Raw genomic sequence first — 23782 nt, 5'->3', positions numbered from 1 at the left:
GCGACTACCCTTGATGGTAGCATATCACGAATCATAAGCTAACATGACGAATTCAGATGTCTATACAAAAATCTTTACCAAACTATGAATCACTGGACAAACTGCTGCAACAGCACTCAATAGCACTTACCGCGGCGGAAATCCATGGTTTAATTACGGGCTTAATCTGTGGTGGAAGCCGTGATCATGGCTGGCAAACACTTGTCCATGACCTTGCTAACGATGGTCTTGCATTCCCGCAAACTGTCGCTCAACCTCTGCGTGAATTGTTCGATACCACATTTGAAGCACTTGATGACAGTGAATTTGCATTTACCATGCTATTCCCTGATGAAGAGGCGTCGATATTTGACCACGCAGACGCATTAGCGGGCTGGGTTAATCACTTTCTATTAGGCGTGGGTGTCGCACAACCGAAATTAGCTGATAAAAAAGAAATCAGTGAAGTCATTACGGATCTGCGTAATATCGGGATGCTTGGTTACGATGAAGATGAAGACCAAGAAGAACTAGAACAGGCACTAGAAGAAGTGGTTGAATACGTGAGAGTGGCTGTGCAGTTATGTTATATCGCGTTAGTTGAGCCGAAAAAAGGCCCAACTGTTGTTGAGAATAACAAGCCGATCCTTCACTAATCCCGACTTGTTTATGACTAAAAACACGCCACTTTGTTTTATCGAAAGGTAGAACGAAGCGGCTTTGGGTCGATTTTAATCAGTGTTAAGTCATTATCGTCGCGCATATTGGCACCAACAATATGTTAGCAACCTAATAATTCAGATAATAAGGCAAAAACGGTATGAATAAACAGGAATTTGTTGCTCGTCGCAATGCATTATTGGCAAAAATGGACGCGGGAAGTGCAGCAGTGGTTTTTTCTGCACCAACTGCGCAGCGTAATGCCGATTGTGAATACCCGTATCGTCAACACAGTGATTTTCTTTATTTGACAGGGTTTAGTGAGCCAGAAGCGGTATTAGTACTGATTAAAAGTGATGAAAAACATAGCCATACTGTTCTTTTTAACCGCGTTCGTGATTTAACGGCTGAAATTTGGTTTGGTCGTCGCCTTGGTCAAGAAGCCGCCCCTCAAAAACTGGGGATTGATAAAGCATTGCCCTTTGATGAAATTGAAGAACAACTTTACCAATTACTGAATGGATTGGATGTGGTTTATCATGCTCAGGGGGAATTTGCGTATGCAGATAAGCTGGTATTTGATGCGCTGGAAACCTTGCGTAAAGGCAGTCGCCGTAATCTACGTGCACCGCAAGCGGTTATCGATTGGCGTCCAATCGTCCATGAAATGCGCTTGTTTAAATCTGAAGCCGAACTGAATACCATGCGTGAGGCCGGGCGAATTTCTGCCTTAGCACATATTCGTGCGATGGAAACCTGCCGACCAAATATGTATGAATATCAACTCTGTGGCGAGTTAGAACACGAGTTCACTCGTCATGGAGCGCGTTTCCCATCGTATAACTCGATTGTGGGTAGCGGCGAAAATGCCTGCATTTTGCATTACACCGAAAATGAATGCCAAATGAAAGATGGCGAGTTAGTGTTGATTGACGCAGGCGCCGAGTTTGACGGCTATGCAGGGGACATCACCCGCACTTTCCCAGTGAACGGTAAGTTTAGTCAAGCACAGCGTGAAATTTATGACATTGTTCTTAAAGCGCTGGATACAGCATTAACGCTGTATCGCCCAGGTACCAGTATCCATGAGGTAACACGTGAAATTGTGCGGATTAAGACTGAAGGGTTAGTTGCACTCGGAATTTTACAGGGCGACGTCGATCAATTGATCGAAAACAAAGCATATCAAGCTTTCTTTATGCATGGTTTAAGTCATTGGTTAGGGTTAGATGTGCACGATGTTGGTTTCTATGGTACAGACCGTGACCGTACACTAGAAGTAGGAATGGTGCTGACGGTTGAACCTGGTTTATATATTGCGCCAGATGCTGACGTACCGCCACAATACCGTGGCATCGGTATTCGTATTGAAGATGATATTGTGATCACTGAAAACGGGAATGAAAACTTAACGGATTTAGTAGTCAAAGACCCTGATGAAATAGAAGCCCTAATGGCGGCTGCAAAGCAGCGTTTAGGGTAGAGGTTATTAACGGTAAAAGGTTAATCATAAAAAGGTAATAAACAACCCATGAATGTGATCATCGTGGGTGGAGGAATGGCTGGGGCGACATTAGCCTTGGCAATTTCTTCACTTAGCCAAGGAAAATTATCGGTTTCATTAATCGAGGCCTCTTTACCAGAAGGTAAACACCCTGGATTCGACGCGCGTGCTATCGCATTAGCCCATGGTACGTGCCAATATTTAGCGAAAATAGGGGTATGGCCAGCGTTTGCCGATTGTGTAACGCCGATTACTCACGTTCATGTTTCTGACCGTGGGCACGCAGGTTTTGTGAATATCAACGCAAAAGACTATCATATTCCTGCTCTTGGCAATGTGATTGAGTTGCACGAAGCGGGTGCTCGTCTTTTTTCGCTATTACGAAAGGCGCCTGGCGTCACGTTATATTGCCCTGCAAAAGTTGACAGTATTCGCCGCGAACAAGATTCAGTCACCGTGACATTAGATACGGGGAAAACGGTGAGTGGTGAACTATTGATTGCTGCAGATGGTAGTCGTTCTTTAGTTGGTCAAGCCTGCAATATGCAGTGGCAGCAGGATGATTATGGCCAAGTCGCCATTATTGCTAATGTGAAAACGGCCATTGACCCGAAAGGCCAAGCTTTTGAACGCTTTACTGAGTTTGGGCCACTGGCTTTATTACCTATGTCAGAGGGGCGCAGCTCGCTAGTTTGGTGTCATCATCAAGAACATGCGGAGGCGATTAATGCATGGGATGATGCAACCTTTATTAACAAATTGCAGACCGCATTTGGTTGGCGTCTAGGGAAAATAGAAATGGCGGGTAAACGCCATTGCTACCCGCTGGCACTTCGCAAAGCACTGAACCCAGTGAGTCACCGTGTCGTTTTAGTCGGTAATGCAGCTCAAACATTACACCCTATCGCGGGGCAAGGGTTTAACCTTGGTATTCGTGATGTGATGCAATTGGCAGAAATTGTGGTTAAGGCTCATGAAAATCAGCAAGATATTGGCAGTTATTCCCTATTAAGTCAGTATCAACAGGCTCGTGCAATTGACCGAGAAAAAACTGTGACCATGACTGATGGTTTGGTTCGCGTATTTGCAAATCGCTGTATCCCATTAATTGTGGGAAGAAATTTAGGTTTAATGGCAATGGAGATGTTGCCGCCTGTCCGCGATGTTTTGGCTCGTCAAACATTGGGCTGGGTTGTTCACCAATAACCACGATATAAAGAGGAAAAAAGTATGCAATCGTTTGATGTGGTTATCGCTGGTGGTGGCATGGTGGGGCTTGCCCTTGCATGTGGCCTTGAAGGAAGCGGCCTGCGCGTTGCTGTGGTGGAAAATCATCCACCGAAAAAGACATTTTCTGCGTCGGAGCCTTATGCATTACGAGTATCCGCGATTAATGCGGCAAGTGAAAAACTGTTAACCCATTTGGGCGTTTGGCCAGCGATTAAAAGCATGAGAGCTGCCGCCTATAACGGTATGGAAGTGTGGGACAACAACAGTTTTGGGCGTATCACATTTTCAGCACAAGAGCGCAATCTGACTCATTTAGGCCATATTGTCGAAAATAATGTGGTACGCGATGCATTGTGGCAAAAGGCTTCTGAACTGCGTGATGTGACATTATTGGCACCTGCAACCATTAAAAAAGTCGTATGGGGTGAGAATGATGTGTTTATCACGTTAGATGATGAAAACATGTTGACTGCAAGGCTGATTGTAGGTGCTGATGGCGCGAATTCGTGGTTACGCAGCCATGCCGATATCCCACTGACGTTTTGGGATTACGAACATACCGCGCTGGTGGCAACTATTCGCACAGAAAAACCGCACGAAGGTGTTGCTCGCCAATCTTTTGATGGCGAAGGCATTTTGGCCTTTCTACCATTAGCTGATCCGCATCTTTGCTCCATTGTTTGGTCACAGCCGGCAACAGAAGCCGCAAGGCGCCAAGCATTGGATAAAGCCGATTTTGATAAAGAACTTGCTGTTGCGTTCGATGTTCAGCTTGGCCTTTGCCAAGTCGAAAGTGACCGTATGACCATTCCGCTCACAGGGCGTTATGCACGGCAGTTTGCGGCGCAGCGATTAGCCTTATTGGGGGATGCAGCCCATACCATCCACCCATTGGCTGGACAAGGGGTTAACCTTGGTTTCATGGATGTGGCGATGTTAATCGGTGAAATTAAGCGTTTACATCGTGAAGGTAAGGATTTTGGCCAGTATTTTTATTTGCGCGATTATGAGCGTAGTCGTAAACACAGCGCTGCATTGATGTTAGCAGGGATGCAAGGTTTCCGTGAGTTGTTCGATGGCAATAACCCAGCGAAAAAACTCTTGCGTGATATAGGCTTAGTATTGGCAGATAGCCTACCAGGTGTAAAACCCCAATTATTGAACCACGCGATGGGGTTGTTTGATATGCCTAAGTGGTTGGAACAGCTACAAGTTGATGAAGTAGTATAAATTCCTTTCTCAGAAGGCATAATATAAATTATGCCTTCTCAAATGATTAAAACCTTCCAATTTTCCACTATCAGTGACCTATTTTTTCATAACATCAATTGCCAATTTAAATAATTGAGTCATTCATCTTTTTATCTTTTGTCGCCATTGATGATCATTTCTGAGTTAATTGTGCTCTGTTATTATTTCCATCAATGACTGAAAAAAACTAATTATATCAAGTTTTCGCATTAGTTTTTCTAATTTAATGGGCTTTTAATTAATTAAATCATTCATGTGTTTTTAGAGCTGCCTGACGATATTTTGAGCTAAATAAGCAGTGTTGGGCTGTTTTTGAGTGATCATTCTCAATTATTTAACAAAAATCACTGGTAAAAGTAGGGGGTAATCAGTAATACAGAGGGAGATATCGCCCTATTTTTTTTTATAGAGTCAGAAGGCAAACAGTGGTAGTTTTTTAACAGAAGTTATCGTTTGCGTTAGGTTAAAAATGCCCATTTAATAATGACCAATTGATATTTTTAACCCGTAAACATTCCAAAATATCTTAATCGAACAAAGAGGGTATTCATGGTAAAGCAGACAACACTGTATGACGAGCATATTGCTTGTGGTGCAAAGATGGTGGATTTTCATGGTTGGATGATGCCATTGCATTATGGTTCGCAAATTAATGAACATAATGTTGTTCGAACGGATGCAGGGATGTTTGATGTTTCCCATATGACCATTGTCGATTTGCATGGCGGTGGCTGCCGTGACTTCCTTCGTTACCTTTTAGCGAATGATATCAATAAACTCACCGAGCAAGGCAAAGCACTGTATACCGGTATGTTGAATGCATCAGGTGGTGTGATTGATGACTTGATTGTGTATTACTTTGCTGATGATTTTTATCGTCTCGTGGTTAACTCGGCAACACGGGAAAAAGACCTTGCATGGATTGAGCAACACGCTGCAGGCTATGCCGTCGATATCCAAGTGCGTGATGATTTAGCTCTTCTTGCTGTTCAAGGCCCTAAAGCGCCAGAGAAAGTCCATTCATTATTGAGCCCAGAGCAAAAGCATGCCATTGAGGGTATGAAGCCATTTTATGGCGTTCAAACTGGCGATTTGTTTATCGCAACAACGGGTTATACTGGCGAAAAAGGCTATGAAATTGCAATGCCAAAAGAACAGGTTGTTGATTTTTGGCATAAATTATTGAAAGCAGGTGTTCATCCTGCAGGCTTAGGTGCCCGTGATACATTACGTTTAGAGGCAGGGATGAACCTATACGGCCAAGATATGGATGAAACAATTTCTCCTCTTGCTGCAAATATGGGTTGGACGATTGCGTGGAAACCTGAAGACCGCCAGTTTATTGGCCGTGAAGCGCTCGAAAAATTACGTGAGCAAGGAACAGAAAAACTTGTCGGTATTGTGATGCGTGATAAGGGTATACTGCGTGCAGGGCAAGTGATTCGCTTCACTGATGATTTGGGTGAATTGAAAGAAGGCGTCATTACCAGTGGTTCTTTCTCACCCACTTTAGGTTTTAGTATTGCGTTGGCACGTGTCCCGAACGGAATTCAAGACAAAGCGATTGTTGAAATTCGACAGCGAGAAATGCCAGTTGAAGTGGTTAAACCGGGCTTTGTCCGCGAAGGTAACCGCTTAGTGTAATTTGGGCTAACCCAATCAATAAATTTAAAATGAGAGGCTAATGATGAGCAATACACCTAAAGAGTTAATGTATACCCGTGAACATGAGTGGCTGCGTGATGAAGGCAATGGTGAATATACCGTTGGTATCACTGAACATGCGCAAGAAACGTTAGGGGACATGGTGTTTGTTGATTTACCAGAGGTGGGAAATGTCGTCAGTGCAGGTGATGATGTTGCTGTGGTCGAGTCCGTTAAAGCGGCATCCGATATCTATGCACCACTGAGCGGCGAAATTGTGGCAGTAAACAGCGAACTGAGCGATTCTCCTGAGCTGGTAAATGAACAACCATACCAAGAAGGTTGGATTTTCCGTATTAAAGCATCGGATACCGCAGAGCTGGCGGATTTGATTGATGCGGCGGGGTATACCTCTATGATTGAAGCTGAAGAATAGTTTATTTGTCATCTTTTGTGTTGTGGCGGTGTTGGCTGCACTCGACAACTTGGGTCACATACTTGTGTATGCTCCCCAAGATTGTCTTCGTTTGCCGCCTAGCCACAACTCAAACTATTTAGAATAAAATCCTCGTCATATTTCATCTTGTGGCGGTGTTGGCTTCGCTCACTCGCCCTAGTCACATACTTGTGTATGCTCCTAGGGGCTCATTTGCTTGCCGCCTAGCCACAAGTTGAACTATTTAGAGGATTGATAAAATATAATTCGTTAGAAACAAGAAACAAATCGCTACATCACTGATTTTGAGTGTTATCTCGCAAGTTCCGTAATAACCGCCCGACAACTTATGCATAGCAGACAAAGGATGGGAACACAGATATGTCGATGTCACTGAGTCAATTAGAAAACCGTTCAGAATTTATCTCGCGCCACATTGGATCTTCAGAACAACAAATAAAAACCATGTTAGATACCGTGGGGGCGTCATCGCTCGATAACTTAATGGATAAAATTGTGCCGAAGGCCATTTTACTTCCAGAGCCGCCAAGAGTAGGCGGCGGAGCCACCGAACAAGAAGCATTGGCTGAGTTAAAAGCCATTGCATCGTTGAATAAACGCTATAAAAGCTACATTGGGATGGGCTATGCACCTGCTGTATTGCCACCTGTTATCTTACGTAACTTACTGGAAAACCCAGGTTGGTATACGGCTTATACCCCATATCAACCCGAAGTATCCCAAGGCCGCTTAGAATCTCTGCTTAATTTCCAGCAACTGACTATTGACCTAACAGGGTTAGACCTTGCTTCTGCATCATTATTGGATGAAGCCACTGCCGCGGCAGAAGCGATGGCGATGGCGAAGCGCATTAGTAAATTAAAAAATGCGGAGCGTTTCTTTGTGGCGGATGACGTTCACCCACAAACGCTTGATGTAGTGCGCACGCGTGCAGGGACTTTCGGCTTTGAAATTATTGTCGATAGCGCTGAAAAAGTTTTAGATCATGAAGGCGTATTTGGTGTGTTGTTACAACAAGTTGGCACAACAGGCAATGTTCATGATTACACTGAGCTGCTCGCCCAATTAAAAGAGCGTCAAATTGTCAGCTGTGTTGCGGCAGAAATGATGGCGCTCGTATTATTAACGGCCCCAGGTAAACAAGGGGCGGACATTGTTTTTGGCTCCGCTCAGCGCTTTGGTGTACCGATGGGCTATGGTGGGCCTCACGCAGCATTCTTTGCATGCCGTGATGAGTTTAAACGGGCTATGCCAGGTCGTATTATTGGTGTTTCACGTGATGCAGCGGGTAATACGGCATTACGCATGGCAATGCAAACCCGTGAACAACATATTCGCCGTGAAAAAGCGAACTCGAATATTTGTACATCCCAAGTATTACTGGCTAATATTGCTGCCATGTACGCGGTGTATCATGGCCCTGAAGGGCTTAAATTGATTGCAGGGCGTATCCACCGCTTTACATCAATTTTGGCGAAAGCGTTAGCAGATGCAGGTTTTGTATCACGTCACAAAACATGGTTTGATACTTTAGCGATTGAGGTGGCAGACAAAACTGCGGTATTAGCGCGTGCAGAAAAAGCAAAAATCAACTTACGTACTGATATTCATGGCGCTGTAGGTGTCACACTAAGTGAAACAACCACTCGCCAAGATATCAATCAATTATTTGCAGTAATCACTGGCTCAGACGAAAAACTAAATTTTGAAAAGCTAGATCAGCAAGTTGCTGAAATTGAACAAGCCATCCCCACTGCATTACAGCGTAAAGACGAAATCTTAGCGCATCCTAATTTCCACCGTTACCACAGCGAAACGGAAATGATGCGTTATATGCATAGCTTAGAGCGCAAAGACTTAGCGCTGAACCAAGCCATGATCCCGCTAGGTTCTTGCACCATGAAGCTCAATGCTGCCGCGGAAATGATCCCAATTACGTGGCCAGAGTTTGGCGAGCTACACCCATTCTGTCCAGCGGATCAAGCTCAAGGCTATCACCAAATGATTGAGCAGCTCTCTCACTGGTTGGTGCAATTAACGGGTTATGATGCGGTTTGTATGCAGCCAAACTCAGGTGCACAAGGGGAATACGCTGGTCTGTTAGCTATTCGCCGTTACCATGAAAGCCGCAATGAAGGTGCGCGTAATATTTGCTTGATCCCTGCTTCTGCGCATGGTACTAACCCTGCATCTGCCCATATGGCAGGAATGGAAGTCGTGGTGGTGCGTTGTGATGATGAAGGTAATATCGACTTAACGGATTTGCGTGAAAAAGCACAGCAGCATAGCGATGATTTATCCTGTGTGATGGTCACTTATCCATCCACCCATGGAGTGTATGAAGAAAGCATTCGCGAAGTGTGTGAAATCATTCACCAGCACGGTGGGCAAGTGTACCTTGATGGTGCCAATATGAATGCGCAGGTTGGGTTGACGACACCTGGCTTCATTGGCGCGGATGTTTCTCATCTTAATTTACATAAAACTTTCTGTATTCCACATGGCGGCGGCGGTCCAGGTATGGGGCCTATTGGTGTGAAAAAGCATCTCGCACCATTTGTGCCAGGGCATAGTGTGGTTGAATTAGATATGGTTACTGACCAAGGCGCGGTTTCCGCTGCTCCGTTTGGTAGTGCGTCAATCTTACCTATCAGCTGGATGTATATTCGCATGATGGGCTCATATGGCTTAAGAAAGGCTAGTCAAGTGGCGATTTTGAATGCGAACTACATCGCTAAGCGCCTTGCGGGTCGTTATGACATTCTGTACACGGGGCAAGAGGGCTATGTGGCTCACGAATGTATCGTCGATTTGCGTCCTATTAAGAAAGATACTGGGATCAGCGAATTAGATATTGCTAAGCGTCTGATTGACTATGGCTTCCATGCGCCAACGATGTCTTTCCCTGTGGCGGGAACATTGATGATTGAGCCAACTGAGTCTGAAAGTATCACAGAAATCAATCGTTTTATCGATGCGATGTTAGCGATACGTGATGAAATTGACCAAGTGGTTGAAGGGAAATGGACATTAGAAGATAACCCGTTAGTGAATTCCCCTCACGTGCAAACTGAACTGGCAAGTGAGTGGCCACACGCTTATAGCCGCGAGCTGGCAGTATTCCCAACGGAACAAACCAGAGCGAACAAATATTGGCCAGCAGTAAAACGTCTTGATGATGTCTATGGCGACCGTCATTTACATTGTTCATGTGTGCCGATTGAAGAATATATGTAATTGATTAATCGGGTAAACTAGATGTATTTAGTTAGATAAATATTAGGCTTGCTTCCTTTTTCATTTTCATTGGGGCAAGCCTTTTTATTCTTCTATCGTTTAACCAGAATATTGGTCAATACCTGTATAACTGTTGCCTTGGTAAATTTTTTCAACCTCACCCGTTGTTATATTAGCTTGATAAACGCCGCCACGGAGATCGGCGACATACATCAGTTGTGCCGATTTATCATAAGTTAGGTCTATTGTTTCTTTGAATCCTCGGCTGATCACGCGGTGATTCGTGAGCCCGTGAAGGGTGACATTGGCACAATTTAGGCTATTACCATCAGGTTCAGCCCCTCTATCAGTCCAATATAAAATATTCGCTTCTTCATCGAGTAACAAATCGATAGGCTCAGGTAAATCAGCCAAGAGTAACTGAATATCACTGCGGCTTTCTGGAGATTGCGGATTTTTGGGTCTTAATGGTGCTCTAAAAATGCGTCCTAAGTTTCCCTTAGGCGTTCCTTTTTGCGTCCAGTAAATCCAATTGTTTTTTAGATCAAGGGCAAAGCCTACACATTGTTCAAGTATGTCAACTTGATCATTTTTATCTCGCGGCCTTGCAATGTGGGTCATTAGATCAGAACCATTAATGCTGCAGGAGCAAACCATTCCACCTTCACGATCGCACCAATATAACCGTTGATTGAGCAGATCGAGTTGTAATTGTTTGGGGGTTCTTATTGCTCCTTCGCCTAATAGCATTTTTCTATTGCTACCATCAAAATGCATAACATTGATTGAGCCATCATTTTCATCAAAATTATCCCCCATGTTGCTCCAATAGATTAAGCGATTATCAGGATCAACTGCAATACCGTCAGGTGTACCCCCGAGTCCTTCAATTAGAGGCATTAGGTGATGAGTTGACTTATTGAACTGAACAATAGAAGGGGAATGAATATCAAGCAATAACAAATAAGGGGAAGCATTTTTATTGTCTTTTGGCATATCTAACCTCATTGACAGCGAATCAAAACTGCATAAAAGATAAATTACTAGGCAATTATTTATCTAAGTATAGTTTAATTTGATTTAATAAATGGCTATTAATTAGGCTAGTTTTATTTAAGGAGGAGGTAAGTGAAGAGATGCTTTCTGGATTAGGCTAAAGCGACAGAAAAGCCGCTTTAGCCGATTAATTAAAGCAACCAACCTTTTTGTTGAGCAAGCTCTAATTGTTGCTTAAGTTGTTGGTAGAACTCAGGAAGTATTTGCTCAATGTAATCACATTTACTGAGTACTTGTTCGAGGCGAATATGATTTTCGACCCAACTTTGACCTTGATTATGCAAGTTCATCAGCATTGGCATGGCTCTATCAATCGCATTCGCATAGAGCGACTCAGGGGTTTCTAATGCGTCGTATTCGTTCCACAGTGCTAACAATGTTGTATTTTGTGGGCTTGGTAAAAGATTAAAAATACGGTTTGCGGCTTTGACTTCTTCTGCATGAATAGCATCACGAGCAGCATTATCGAAAACCAATACATCACCCGCATCAATTTCAACAATATCATGCACGAGAGCCAGTTTAATTGCATGTTCTATATTCACGCCTTGAACATAAGGCGCAAAACTCATTGCGGCAACGGCAAATTGCCAGCTGTGCTCCGCGGTATTTTCATGGCGTTCACGGTTGAGTAGCTTATTTTTACGATAAATACTTTTAAGCTTATCGAGCTCCATTAAAAATTGGACGACTTCAGTAAAAGCCCCAAAATTAACCACCTCAATGGGCTTGTTACTTAATGCAGATGACATAAAAACCTCAATTAATGTTCTTCTTCTAATGAATAAGGTAAAGCTGCAATGGTTAAATGGCTTTGTTCATCAGCCATGACACGAAAAATGCTGTCGGCTTCCATATCGTTATTCATAATGATTTGCACATAAATTTCACCATTACCTAGGCGAACAGCGGCAAGAACAGTTCCTGTGCGGCGCCACTTGTCACCCAATTGCCATTCTACACCTTCGCCAATAGCTGGAAGTGTTGTGGCAGTGCCTTTTAATAAATACATTGCACGTTTATTAGCACCACGGAATTTTGCTCGAGCGACCATTTCTTGGCCAGTATAGCAGCCTTTTTTAAAGCTGATCCCGTGAGGAAGTGCTTGCAGATTAGTTGCTTGCGGCAGGTGCTGTGCGCTATTTTCTTGGTCGATAACTGCGAAACCCGCTTCGAGATCTAACGCGAGCCATTGGTCATCATTGACTTGAGTAGCACCTAATGTTTCAGCCATTTTTTGTGCAACGTCCTCAGTGGCTAACACTAAAAAACGTTCAGCAGGTAATGAAAAATACAACAACGTAGCATCACCATCAGAGACAACTTGGTTTTGCTCATCAGGTAACGTGGTAAATAACGTTGCGAGTGCTTCTCTTGCCCCTTTTCCTGCAACACCGAGTAATTTTATCTCGGTTTTTTTCTCAAAAGTTACCTTGGAGAAAACAGCGTATTTTTTAAGCTCAGCTAATTGCGAGTCTGCAACACTGCGCCTAAGCAAATAAGAAAAACCCTCTAAATGATGAAATAAGCGTAGGTCACTCCACATTTTTCCTTTTGGGTCACAATGTGCTGTTAAGGTATGAGCTTGTCCCAGTGTGGTGATATCTGCAGTTACTTGTCCTTGCAGATATTTTTCTGCATCGAGGCCTGCAAGATGAATAAGTTCCCAGTTTTCCAGTGAAATCAAAACGAGTGGTAAAGACTGAGATTCAAGGGGAAATTGCTGTGTACTATCAATGTGGGTAGTCATGATTTCACCTGTTGTTCTTGGATAGATTAAAGGTGCTTAATGGTAAAATAGCTAGATAACATTGCAAGTAGTTATTATGATGCAGCTTGCATTATCTCGGATTTTTTTATCATCTGTTTGTAGAAAAACGGCATTTTACTACTAAAATTACAACAATGTAGTCTATGACATGTTTTCTTCGCAGATAATCTGTTAGAGTATTGAAAATAATCAATCTTATCAGTTAACTGCAACAAAAGGTCGTAGTGGAATGGATATTGAGAATAAAGCACGAATTCATTGGGCTTGTCGTCGTGGAATGCGTGAGCTAGATATTTCAATCATGCCTTTTTTTGAGTATGAATACGATAGCTTAACGGTACACGACAAACAAATTTTTGTTCGTTTATTAGAGTGTGCGGATCCAGACTTATTCAATTGGTTAATGAATCACGGTCGTCCTGAGGATGACGAGTTGTTCCGTATGGTCAAACTTATTCAGGAAAAAAATAAAAATCGTGGTCCTGTGGAAATCTAATCTCTCCATTTCATGGAAGACACAATTTTTTTCTACCTGTGTTCATGGTGTCGTTGGCATATTTTTGCTATTGGCTCCATGGTCACAAGGTAATTCTGTGTTTTGGCTGCCATTACTCGTTGTTGTGGTGGCTAGTTGGGCTAAAAGCCAAAAAAATATCAGCAAAATAAAAGGTGTTGCTGTACTGGTAAACGGTAATAAAGTTCAATGGAAGAAAAACGAATGGAATATCGTGAAAGCGCCGTGGCTGACCCGCTATGGTATATTACTGACACTGGAAGCTCTGCAAGGAAAGGCGCAGAAGATTCATTTGTGGGTTGCCAGAGATTCAGTTTCAGAAGAAAACTGGCGGAATCTCAATCAGTTATTGCTCCAATACCCAGATATTTAAAAGTGAGTTCAATCCATAGTTAAGTAGGAACAATATTTACCGCCAGAATTGCGTCTTAAAGGGACGCTTCAATTTCTTGTAAAATTTGTACGCACCATTGGGCAATGCGTTCATCAGTTTGTTCAAATTGGTGCACTTCATCAAGCGCAAGCCCCACAAACATATCGCCTGTTTCATTTAAAGGTTTTGGGCTATCAAAAGTATATCCTTCGGTTGGCCAAAAACCGATAAACTGCACGCCCGTCGGTTTAAGTTGATGGTATAGCAACCCTAATGCATCGAGGAACCACTCACTATAATCTATTTGATCGCCTAACCCGTACATAGCAACGATTTTGCCCGTTAAGTTAAGGTTGGGAAGCGCGTCCCAAATTTCTAGCCAGTCTTCCTGTATTTCACCGAAATCCCAGGTGGGTATTCCCAAAATTAGAATATCATACTGTTCCATTTCACTGGGGGGAGTATCATTAACATTATTCAGTGTGACGAAATCATCACCGAGAATATCACGTATTTTTTCAGCAACCATTTCGGTATAACAGGTGCTAGAACCGTAAAAAAGGCCTATTTTCATATATATTATTACTACGTCCAGCTATGGTTTTGATGACAAGAGGGGTATTGTAACAGAAGCCCCCCCTTTCAGGCATAATAGAATCGTGTGGTATTATTCAAAGGAAACGAATTAGCTGTGGAAACAAAACACCTTAATCCATTAATTGAGCAATTTCTTGATACAATCTGGCTTGAACAGGATTTAGCGGAGAACACATTAGCATCGTATCGTAATGACCTTCAATCACTAGATAGATGGCTTGATGCGCATCATTTACATTTAGAGAGTGTTCAATCAATTGATTTGCAATCTTTTCTCGCTGAACGTATTGATGGTGGTTATAAGGCCGCTAGCTCTGCTCGTTTATTAAGCGCGATGCGTCGTCTATTTCAATACTTATATCGAGAAAAGTTGCGTAGCGATGATCCTTCAGCTGTCATTGCAGCACCTAAAATACCGCAGCGATTACCAAAAGACCTCAGTGAACAACAAGTCGATGATTTATTAAATGCGCCTGCAACAGAAGACTCCCTAGAATTGCGGGATAAAGCCATGCTAGAGGTTTTATATGCCTGCGGTTTACGTGTTTCTGAACTGATTGGTTTAACGTTTTCTGACATTAGTTTGCGCCAAGGCGTCATTCGTGTTGTCGGTAAAGGCGATAAAGAAAGATTGATTCCTTTGGGGGAAGAGGCAATATATTGGCTGGAAAAATATATTGATGAAGGTCGCCCTGATTTATTAAAGGGTAAAACTAGTGATATTTTGTTTCCGAGTAAACGTGGAACAAAAATGACCCGGCAGACATTTTGGCATCGAATAAAGTACTACGCGGTGCTGGCACAAATTGATGCAGAATCACTCTCGCCTCACGTCCTTAGACATGCCTTTGCAACACATTTATTGAACCATGGGGCAGATTTACGTGTCGTACAGATGTTATTAGGCCACAGCGATTTATCAACAACGCAAATTTATACCCATGTTGCGACTGAACGATTACGCGCGCTACATGAACAACATCATCCAAGAGGATGACAATTAAAGGATTATTAATGAAACGCAAATTGCTATTACTGGCGGTGGCTTGTTTTGCTGCGATTACCGCGAACGCATACAGTGCAACGGAAGAGATAGTCATTCGTGATACATTGGCAAAATACGATATGACAGTGGAGTCAATTAAACCTTCACCTATCGTTGGGTTGAATGTGGTCGAAACGACGACGGGTATCGTCTACATTACGGATGATGGTAAGTATTTACTTCAAGGGCCAATTTACGATATGAGTGGAAAAAAACCCGTGAATATTAGTAACCAGCCGCTAATGAAAAAGGTTGAAGCCCTTAAAAATGAAATGATTTATTTTAAAGCGCCACAAGAAAAATACGTGGTCACTGTCTTCACTGATATTAGTTGCGGATATTGCAAAAAGCTCCATGAAACTGTCGGCGAACTTAATAGTAAAGGTGTGACGGTGCGTTACCTTGCTTACCCTCGTCAAGGTGCCCAAAGTGATGTAGGTAAAAAGATGGCGTCTATTTGGTGTAATGGCTTACCACAAAATGCGTTAACACAAGCGTTTAAGGGTGAAGAAATCGCTATGATAGACAACTGTAAAATTGATCTAAGTAAGCATATGAATGTAGCTAATTTATTTAAAGTGACTGGCACCCCCGCGATTATTTTACCTAATGGTCAAATGTTACCTGGCTTCCTAAAACCTGATGCACTTATTCAATTACTCGACGAAAAATAGTTAATTATTGTGAATGTAGAAACTTTTTTACGACAACGGCACATTGATGGTGAGTCTGCTCAACTTCCAGGGCTCCCTGAATTATTGCAGCGTATTTACTTGCATCGTGGTATTACGGATATGGCTCAGCTGGAGCGTAAAGCCACAAATTTGCTGGATTATCGTTCGCTATCAGGCATTGAGAATGCACTTGCTTTACTTTACCGAGCACTGACTGAGCACGAATCCATTACCATTGTAGGGGATTTTGATGCGGACGGTGCAACAAGTACAGCACTGGCTATTCGTGCATTAAAATCGATGGGTTATGCCAATTTAAATTATATCGTACCGAATCGTTTTGAAAATGGTTATGGTTTAACACCGCTGGTGGTTGAAGAAGCACACAAGCGGGGGGCAAATTTAATTATCACCGTGGATAATGGTATTTCATCTCATGAAGGTGTAGTCGTTGCAAAGCAATATGGGATTAATGTCATCATTACCGATCACCATTTGCCAGGAGAAACGCTGCCTGAAGCCGACGCTATTATTAATCCAAACCTCAATGAGTGTCACTTTGGCTCAAAATCATTAGCAGGCGTCGGGGTGACATTTTATTTAATGTCAGCACTGCGCGCACATTTACGTCAAAAAGAATGGTTTATCCAACAAGGGTTAAGCGAACCTAATTTAGCCGAATATCTTGATTTGGTGGCATTAGGCACGGTGGCGGACGTGGTACCTCTTGATACCAACAATCGGATACTGGTTCACCAAGGATTAAACCGTGTTAGAGCAGGGCGTTGCTGCGCAGGTATTAAGGCACTCGTTGAGGTGTCAAAGCGTGATTTACCAAGGCTAGTTGCCAATGATTTTGGTTTTGCCCTTGGCCCACGGTTGAATGCGGCGGGTCGGTTGGATGATATGTCTGTGAGTATTGAATTACTGCTGACTGATGATATGGCTTATGCGAGGGAGCTTGCTAACGAATTAGATGGGTTAAATCAAACTCGTCGTGAAATTGAACAGGGAATGCAGCACGAAGCGTCGGTGCTTTTTAACAAATTTGAGTACAGTGATAATCAACTACCCAATGGCCTTGCCATTTATCACCCTGAGTGGCATCAAGGGGTTGTTGGGATTTTAGCATCTCGAATTAAAGAGCAATATCATCGGCCTGTGATTGCATTTGCTCCCGCAGGGGATGGCGTACTCAAAGGTTCTGGGCGTTCAGTTCAAGGTGTGCATATGCGTGATGCCCTTGAACGTTTAAATACCTTGCAACCTGGATTAATGCAAAAGTTTGGTGGCCACGCGATGGCTGCGGGTTTGACTTTAGACGAAAGTAAATTTGAGGATTTTAAGCATCATTTTGAGCGTTTAATGGGGGAGCTCATTAAACCAGAACAATTAGCGGGTGTTGTTTGGAGCGATGGTGAGCTGTCTCTCAACGAGTTTTGCCTAGAAACCGCAGAATTAATTCGTGAAAGCGGGCCATGGGGGCAATCATTCCCCGAACCCGTGTTTGACGGACACTTTTTATTATTACAGCAACGGTTAGTGGGAGAGCGCCACCTTAAACTGATGGTAGAACCTGCCAATGGTGGTCCAATGCTGGATGCAATTATGTTTAACATTGATGTGCGCAGATGGCCAGATAACAGCATTAAGAAAGCTAAAATTGCGTTTAAACTCGATGTAAATGAATACCGAGGGCAACGAAGCGTACAATTAATGGTTGAGCATATTTGGCCTGATTAAACACAAATATTATCGATGAGTATGGGATGAAATAGCGTTTTAGGGTGCTATAAACCTGAGATAAATTCCGTTATACTAATTGGTTTGTAAATAAAAATTATTTTGACCAACCATAAGATATTGAAAATGACGTTTGAAATAAACCCAGTAAAAAGTAAGATTCAGGACCTGTCTGATCGGACATCGGTTCTGAGGGGGTATCTTTGACTATGATGCCAAGAAAGAACGCTTAGAAGAAGTCAACGCAGAGCTAGAGCAACCCGATGTCTGGAATGAGCCAGAAAGAGCGCAAGCTCTTGGTAAAGAACGCTCATCTCTTGAGGCGATAGTTGAAACAATCGATCAACTAACACAAGGTCTTGAGGATGTTGAAGGTTTATTGGAGTTGGCCGTTGAGGCTGACGATGAAGATACCTTCAATGAAGCGGGGGCGGAGCTTGAATTACTACAAGGCAAATTAGAGCAATTGGAATTTCGCCGCATGTTTTCGGGTGAATACGACAGCGCTGATTGCTATATCGACTTACAAGCGGGTTCTGGTGGTACTGAAGCTCAGGATTGGGCAAGTATGTTATTACGTATGTACTTGCGTTGGGCGGAGTCGAAGGGCTTTAAAACCGAGATTATTGAAGAATCTGATGGTGATGTCGCGGGTCTAAAATCAGCGACAGTGAAAATTATTGGCGACTACGCTTACGGCTGGTTAAGAACAGAGACTGGGGTTCACCGTTTAGTTCGTAAGAGTCCATTTGACTCGGGCGGGCGTCGTCATACTTCGTTTAGCTCAGCCTTTATTTACCCTGAAGTTGATGACGATATTGATATCGAAATTAACCCAGCGGACTTACGTATTGATGTGTACCGCGCTTCAGGTGCGGGTGGTCAGCACGTAAACAAAACGGAGTCAGCGGTACGTATTACTCATATTCCAACGAATATTGTGACGCAGTGCCAGAACGACCGTTCGCAGCATAAAAATAAAGACCAAGCAATGCGCCAGTTAAAAGCGAAGCTATATGAACTGGAAATGCAAAAGAAAAATGCGGACAAGCAAGCGATGGAAGAGAACAAATCAGATATTGGCTGGGGAAGCCAAATTCGTTCTTATGTCCTTGATGATGCAAGAATAAAAGATTTACGTACTGGTGTGGAAACGCGTAACACGCAAGCCGTACTGGATGGTGATTTGGATAAATTCATTGAAGCTAGTTTAAAAGCTGGCCTGTGAGGGAAAAATGTCTCAAGAGCAACAGGGTGCAGAACAGGCTCCCGATTTGAATAACGAACTTAAAACCCGTAAAGAAAAACTTGCGGCGTTGCGTGAAAAAGGAATTCCATTCCCAAATGATTTTCGTCGTGAAGATCTTTCAGACAAAATCCATGCTCAGTATGGTGAAAAGTCATCGGAAGAGCTGGAAGACTTGAATATTGAAGTCTCTATCGCGGGTCGTATGATGACGCGCCGTATCATGGGTAAAGCTTCATTTGCAACATTGCAAGATGTTGGTGGCCGTATTCAAATCTACGTATCACGTGATGACTTAGCGGAAGGCGTTTATAACGAACAGTTCAAAAAATGGGACTTGGGTGACATTTTAGGTGCGAAAGGGCGTTTATTTAAAACGAAAACGGGTGAACTCACTGTTCATTGTCATGAAGTACGTTTGTTAACCAAAGCTTTGCGTCCATTGCCAGATAAATTTCACGGTTTATCAGACCAAGAAACACGTTATCGTCAGCGTTATTTGGATTTGATTGCAAATGATGAATCACGTAACACCTTCATTGTGCGCTCTAAAATCTTAGCTGAAGTCCGTAACTTCATGGTTGGTCGTGATTTTATGGAAGTGGAAACCCCAATGATGCAAGTTATTCCAGGTGGCGCATCAGCACGTCCATTTATCACGCACCATAACGCGTTAGATATCGATATGTATTTGCGTATCGCACCAGAACTGTACTTAAAACGGTTAGTGGTCGGTGGTTTCGAACGCGTTTTTGAAATTAACCGTAATTTCCGTAATGAAGGTTTATCGCCTCGTCATAACCCTGAGTTCACTATGATGGAACTCTATATGGCGTATGCAGATTACCGTGATTTGATTGAATTAACGGAAGATTTATTCCGTACACTGACACAAAAAGTGTTAGGCAACACAGTCGTTCAGTATGGCGACCAACAGTTTGATTTTGGTCAGCCGTTCACTAAATTGACCATGAAGCAAGCTATCTGTAAATATCGTCCAGAAACCAATGTGGCTGATTTAGACGATATGGATAAGGCCGTTGAGATTGCAAAATCATTAGGTATTAAGATTGAGAAAAGTTGGGGCTTAGGTCGTGTCCAGTGTGAAATCTTTGAGGAAGTCGCTGAAAGCCACTTAATTCAACCAACATTTATCACTGAATACCCTGCTGAAGTTTCACCTTTAGCACGTCGTAATGATGACAATCCATTTATTACTGACCGTTTTGAGTTCTTTATTGGTGGTCGTGAAATTGGTAATGGTTTCTCGGAATTAAATGATGCAGAAGACCAAGCAGAACGTTTTGCTGAGCAAGTTCGTCAAAAAGACGAAGGTGATGATGAAGCAATGTTCTATGACGAAGACTATGTTACTGCTTTAGAACATGGTTTACCGCCAACTGCAGGTCTTGGTATTGGTATCGACCGTATGGTGATGTTATTCACTAACAGTCATACCATTCGTGATGTTATTTTATTCCCAGCATTACGTCCGACAAAATAGCCGATGTTGTTTTTGTGCCCAGATAATACTGGGCACATCATTTTACTCTTAATATGTTCAAACTTTCCTTGTTTTTTATTCTACGTATCTTGCGACTCCCCAAGCCTCTCAATCTAATATCAACATAATATGTGCCAGTCTTTTTTTTGTTCGTATTCGCTAATTAGCAGAAAGTAGTCTATATAATAATGTTAAAAATAAATTTGAGTTACGAATAGTATCAATTTAGTATAAGTAATTATTCCAAAGAGTTGGTATAATTACACGAGTGCTACGTATGGTATATGTTGGTTTTTTGAAATATAACCTATTGAGAATGCATGAAATTTATTGTTCGCTGTCTTTTTTATAAATGAATTCCAAGTAAGTTACTTGTTTTTGAGTTTTTAAGTAAAGTGGTTGCACTGAAATGTTTTTAAAGCAGTACAGATACTGTGAGAGTGCTTAAAACACTCTTCTTGTGTAACAAAAAACTATTTTATTTGTTAGTAAGTGTTACAACAGGAAGATAAAAAAGAACGCGGGTTTTGTGTTATTGAGCTGTTATGTTTATGGTTACATAAACTAGTAAAATAATGTTTGGATAACATAATATAATTAAATAGCACCTTAAATGTGTTAATTTATGACTGTCTTGGTGTATTAATAAGAATAAGCTCATAAAAGTCACGAAAGGGTAGCGATTAAATAAGTTTAAAACTAAAATTATTTTAATCTAAATTTATGAGATGACTCTATTTCTACATTCGGACTTATAGAAAATAGCTAACTTTTAGCTTACACTAGGTTTCTTGGACATCATTATAATAGCGAAGAAAAGTACTGGTAAGGTAACCATATGTTTTTAAAAAATAAATTTCATGTTGCATCTTTGCTTATAGCAGGTACGGCTCTTCTTTCTGGCTGTACATTTGGCTCAGACACATACAATACAGCAACACCGAATACCCCAAGTAAACAAACCGTAACAGCAAATACCGCCCCTGCTGCTGAGCAACCATCAGCAAGTGCGACCCAAGCTGATGATTCTTATCCAGAATCACAAAAAGTTTTAAATAGCGCTATTAATCGTACACCAATAGCGTCAACAACTTATGGACAAAGTGGCGCTGATCAACAAACATTTGCTCACCTAAATACGTGTGTTAAGGAATTAAACGCACTAAAAACACTTTCGCCAAAGGATTACAACCGTTTAGTTGGTTCATTCAAAGAGGTTAGTGAAATCAATCGTCTCTACAGAGAAGTTGAAGGCACTGCTAGCCCTGACACAATTGAATTACTGCAAATGGCGATTGAATCTAAAACGAAAGTACTCTGTGCAAAAGTTCGCTATAACTCAGTATTGTCTACCGAATCAACATTGAAGAAAATTAGTGGATTATGAGAATAAACCTTAGGCTTTGTGTGTCGCTGGCACTTGTTACGACATTTTTTAGTCATGCTCCAAAAGCAGACAAATTTAATAGCGTTATTGATGATTTTGACACTTACCTCCAATTGGAAAGCGAAGGCAAAGTAAAAGAGCAAAAACAACAACAACAGCCAGTTAATACACAAGCTCAAGGTTACGATATTTTCTCTTCACTCTCGACAGTGCCTGCGCCGAAGGAAAAACAAAAGTCTGCGGCAGCGAATAAAGGAACCAAAGGGAAAACTACGGGTAAAAGAAAGTCTGGCGTAGCATCGGCAAGTCAAGTTGATTCGGCTAAAGTGACGCCAACAGAACCAGAAAAAACGATTTTTTCTGATGTCTGTGCGGTGACAACAGATAACGCGTCTGCGCCAATTTTACTCTCCTCCTATCCATACTTTTTTCAAAGTAACCAATGGAGCCCTGAATATTTAGCAAGGGACTTTGCTAAATATCAGTTAGTTCTCGATCCTCTTGGGTTGTATTCTTCTAAATTTGCCAGACCCTCAGGAATAGATACCTCAGCCTATCTTGAACAACTTGCAAAATTAATTGAACGCCAGCAGCTAACCAATTTGTATAAATTTGGTATTGCACAAGGTGTAGGACAACTTATTTCGTATAACAATTTGTTAAATGATGAACAACTTGTCGCTGAGCTAATTAACCACAATAAGAGTATCGCGCAATTAACACAGACAATTGCAGAAAAAGAATTTGAAATTAATCAGCTTAATGACGATGTTAAACAAAATAAAAATCAAATTGCGCAATTACAAGCACTATTAAATTCATCTTCAGATGATCAATCGTTAATTGATACGCTAAATCGTAAACTGGCAGAAGCGGAAAAAACGATTGAACAGAAACAGAATAATTTAACGCAGCTTAGCCAAGAGAATCAGCAAACCCAAGAAACGATTGCTCAACTTGAAAAACAATTAAATGAAAGTGCAATTGAACAATCTAAAATCAAACAACAACTTGCTGAGAAAGAGGAGCTGTATGCCTCAGCAAATTTAAAAATTGAGCAGTTAACGGCAGATATTGCAAAATTAGAGCTGGATGCTAAAAACCAATTACAGCTTGCAGGAAATTCAGATGAGCAAGTGAAATTAGTGACCAATGAACTTTTGCAGCAAAAAGAATTACTCAAACAAAAAGAAATTGAACTAAATACTGCAAAAAATGAAAAAGATGTTGCCCAGTCGGCTTTGAGTGCTCAGCAAGCAGACGCCAAACAATTAGAGCAGCAAAATCAACAATTGTTAGCTCAGTTAGCAGAGAAAGAACAGCTAGCGGAAAAAATCCAGGCTTCTTTAACTGAAAAAACAGCACAAGCAGAGCAAAAAGTTGTATTAGAGAAAGCGTTAAAAGAGTCACAAACAGCACAAAATGCGCTGATGGCCCAGTTAGCTTCAAGTGAAAAACAGCAGGCTGAGCTGCAAGCGAAACTAAGCCTAAATGAACAAAATTATGCCACTGCACAGGCTCAGTTGAAGCAAGCCGATGCGGATTTACAGCAGTTACGTAAAGATGTTGAAAAGCAAACGGCATTGCTAAATCAAGCCAGTGATGCACAAGTGAAAGCAATAACGGCTGATTTAAATAAACAGATAGCGTTGCTGAAACAAAAAGAAGATGGGTTGAAAAAAGCGCAAGCAGATAGCGAATCAACCCGTGATGCGCTGGCCAAACAGCAAGCTGCAGCCAAAGAGCTTGAGCAGAAAAATCAGCAATTAGCCGCGCAACTAACAGAAAAATCGCAACAGGCCGATAAAATTCAAGCTGCATTAGCTGAACAAACGGCGAAGGTTGCGGATAAAGCCGCGTTAGAAACTGAATTAGCGGCAGCGAAGAAACAGTTAGCTGAACATGAATCA

Annotated in this window: 20 protein-coding genes; 16 read left to right on the top strand and 4 right to left on the bottom strand. The window is 42.0% G+C overall.

What is annotated here, in order from left to right; all coding sequences use genetic code 11:
* Window positions 1–56 precede the first annotated feature (56 nt).
* The 7 genes from AABS66_RS20500 (at window position 57) to gcvP (ending at window position 9962) form a co-directional block, all read left to right on the top strand.
* Complete coding sequence (locus AABS66_RS20500; protein ID WP_206082656.1) at window positions 57–635, top strand: YecA family protein; 579 nt, start codon at window positions 57–59, stop codon at window positions 633–635.
* A gap of 164 nt (window positions 636–799) precedes the next feature.
* Window positions 800–2122, top strand: coding sequence for a Xaa-Pro aminopeptidase (pepP, locus tag AABS66_RS20495; RefSeq protein ID WP_272539126.1), 1323 nt, complete (start codon window positions 800–802; stop codon window positions 2120–2122).
* A gap of 48 nt (window positions 2123–2170) precedes the next feature.
* Window positions 2171–3349, top strand: a complete 1179-nt coding sequence (ubiH, locus tag AABS66_RS20490) for a 2-octaprenyl-6-methoxyphenyl hydroxylase (RefSeq protein ID WP_349415784.1) — start codon at window positions 2171–2173, stop codon at window positions 3347–3349.
* Window positions 3350–3373: 24 nt separating this feature from the next.
* Complete coding sequence (ubiI, locus tag AABS66_RS20485) at window positions 3374–4603, top strand: FAD-dependent 2-octaprenylphenol hydroxylase (RefSeq protein ID WP_272539128.1); 1230 nt, start codon at window positions 3374–3376, stop codon at window positions 4601–4603.
* A gap of 570 nt (window positions 4604–5173) precedes the next feature.
* Window positions 5174–6268, top strand: a complete 1095-nt coding sequence (gene gcvT / locus AABS66_RS20480) for a glycine cleavage system aminomethyltransferase GcvT (RefSeq protein ID WP_206082652.1) — start codon at window positions 5174–5176, stop codon at window positions 6266–6268.
* 43 nt (window positions 6269–6311) lie between these two features.
* Window positions 6312–6704 (top strand): glycine cleavage system protein GcvH, encoded by a 393-nt coding sequence (gene gcvH, locus AABS66_RS20475; protein WP_047756761.1) that lies wholly within the window; start codon window positions 6312–6314, stop codon window positions 6702–6704.
* A gap of 381 nt (window positions 6705–7085) precedes the next feature.
* Window positions 7086–9962, top strand: coding sequence for an aminomethyl-transferring glycine dehydrogenase (gene gcvP / locus AABS66_RS20470; RefSeq protein WP_371007022.1), 2877 nt, complete (start codon window positions 7086–7088; stop codon window positions 9960–9962).
* A gap of 99 nt (window positions 9963–10061) precedes the next feature.
* On the opposite strand, the gene AABS66_RS20465 is transcribed toward gcvP, so the two are convergent.
* The 3 genes from AABS66_RS20465 to ygfZ form a co-directional block, all read right to left on the bottom strand.
* Entirely contained in the window at window positions 10062–10958 is an 897-nt protein-coding gene (locus AABS66_RS20465; RefSeq protein WP_430225415.1) for a YncE family protein, read from the bottom strand.
* Between the two features lie 191 nt (window positions 10959–11149).
* Window positions 11150–11770 (bottom strand): HD domain-containing protein, encoded by a 621-nt coding sequence (locus AABS66_RS20460; RefSeq protein ID WP_206082649.1) that lies wholly within the window; start codon window positions 11768–11770, stop codon window positions 11150–11152.
* Window positions 11771–11781: 11 nt separating this feature from the next.
* Window positions 11782–12768 carry a tRNA-modifying protein YgfZ gene (gene ygfZ, locus AABS66_RS20455; RefSeq protein ID WP_430225414.1) on the bottom strand — a complete coding sequence of 329 codons (987 nt, stop codon included), beginning with the start codon at window positions 12766–12768 and terminating at the stop codon, window positions 11782–11784.
* A 250-nt stretch (window positions 12769–13018) separates the two neighbouring features.
* Here ygfZ and sdhE point away from each other — a divergent pair, with 250 nt between their 5' ends.
* Together sdhE and AABS66_RS20445 are read left to right on the top strand one after the other, a co-directional pair.
* Window positions 13019–13285, top strand: a complete 267-nt coding sequence (sdhE, locus tag AABS66_RS20450) for an FAD assembly factor SdhE (RefSeq protein ID WP_206082647.1) — start codon at window positions 13019–13021, stop codon at window positions 13283–13285.
* On the top strand, window positions 13215–13676 hold the full coding sequence (locus AABS66_RS20445; protein WP_241016779.1) for a protein YgfX: 462 nt from the start codon (window positions 13215–13217) through the stop codon (window positions 13674–13676). Before sdhE ends, AABS66_RS20445 begins: the two co-directional genes overlap by 71 nt.
* 55 nt (window positions 13677–13731) lie before the next feature.
* On the opposite strand, the gene fldB is transcribed toward AABS66_RS20445, so the two are convergent.
* Window positions 13732–14250, bottom strand: a complete 519-nt coding sequence (fldB, locus tag AABS66_RS20440; protein WP_206082645.1) for a flavodoxin FldB — start codon at window positions 14248–14250, stop codon at window positions 13732–13734.
* Window positions 14251–14367: 117 nt separating this feature from the next.
* Between fldB and xerD the strand changes: the two genes are divergently transcribed.
* The 7 genes from xerD to AABS66_RS20405 all read left to right on the top strand — a co-directional run.
* The gene (gene xerD, locus AABS66_RS20435; protein WP_206082644.1) at window positions 14368–15270 is read left to right on the top strand and encodes a site-specific tyrosine recombinase XerD; all 903 of its coding nucleotides are present in this window, start codon (window positions 14368–14370) and stop codon (window positions 15268–15270) included.
* Between the two features lie 17 nt (window positions 15271–15287).
* Window positions 15288–15992: a bifunctional protein-disulfide isomerase/oxidoreductase DsbC gene (gene dsbC, locus AABS66_RS20430; RefSeq protein WP_430225413.1), complete on the top strand. Its 705-nt coding sequence runs from the start codon at window positions 15288–15290 to the stop codon at window positions 15990–15992.
* A gap of 9 nt (window positions 15993–16001) precedes the next feature.
* The gene (gene recJ, locus AABS66_RS20425) at window positions 16002–17735 is read left to right on the top strand and encodes a single-stranded-DNA-specific exonuclease RecJ (RefSeq protein ID WP_430225412.1); all 1734 of its coding nucleotides are present in this window, start codon (window positions 16002–16004) and stop codon (window positions 17733–17735) included.
* 126 nt (window positions 17736–17861) lie between these two features.
* Window positions 17862–18963 (top strand): peptide chain release factor 2 gene (gene prfB, locus AABS66_RS20420; protein ID WP_206082641.1). Its coding sequence is split into 2 segments (ribosomal slippage): window positions 17862–17939 and window positions 17941–18963, totalling 1101 coding nucleotides; the frame shifts between segments, so codons are not numbered across the junction.
* A gap of 7 nt (window positions 18964–18970) precedes the next feature.
* Window positions 18971–20485: a lysine--tRNA ligase gene (gene lysS, locus AABS66_RS20415; RefSeq protein WP_206082640.1), complete on the top strand. Its 1515-nt coding sequence runs from the start codon at window positions 18971–18973 to the stop codon at window positions 20483–20485.
* Window positions 20486–21323: 838 nt separating this feature from the next.
* Window positions 21324–21872, top strand: coding sequence for a hypothetical protein (locus AABS66_RS20410; RefSeq protein ID WP_272539132.1), 549 nt, complete (start codon window positions 21324–21326; stop codon window positions 21870–21872).
* Between the two features lie 20 nt (window positions 21873–21892).
* A partial coding sequence (locus AABS66_RS20405) for a hypothetical protein (protein ID WP_430225411.1) occupies window positions 21893–23782 on the top strand: 1890 nt, incomplete at its 3' end.

The organism is Providencia sp. SP181 (assembly GCF_050446505.1).
GTDB classification, from domain to species: Bacteria; Pseudomonadota; Gammaproteobacteria; order Enterobacterales; family Enterobacteriaceae; genus Providencia; species Providencia vermicola.
This window is presented reverse-complemented; position numbering and strand designations above follow the sequence as displayed.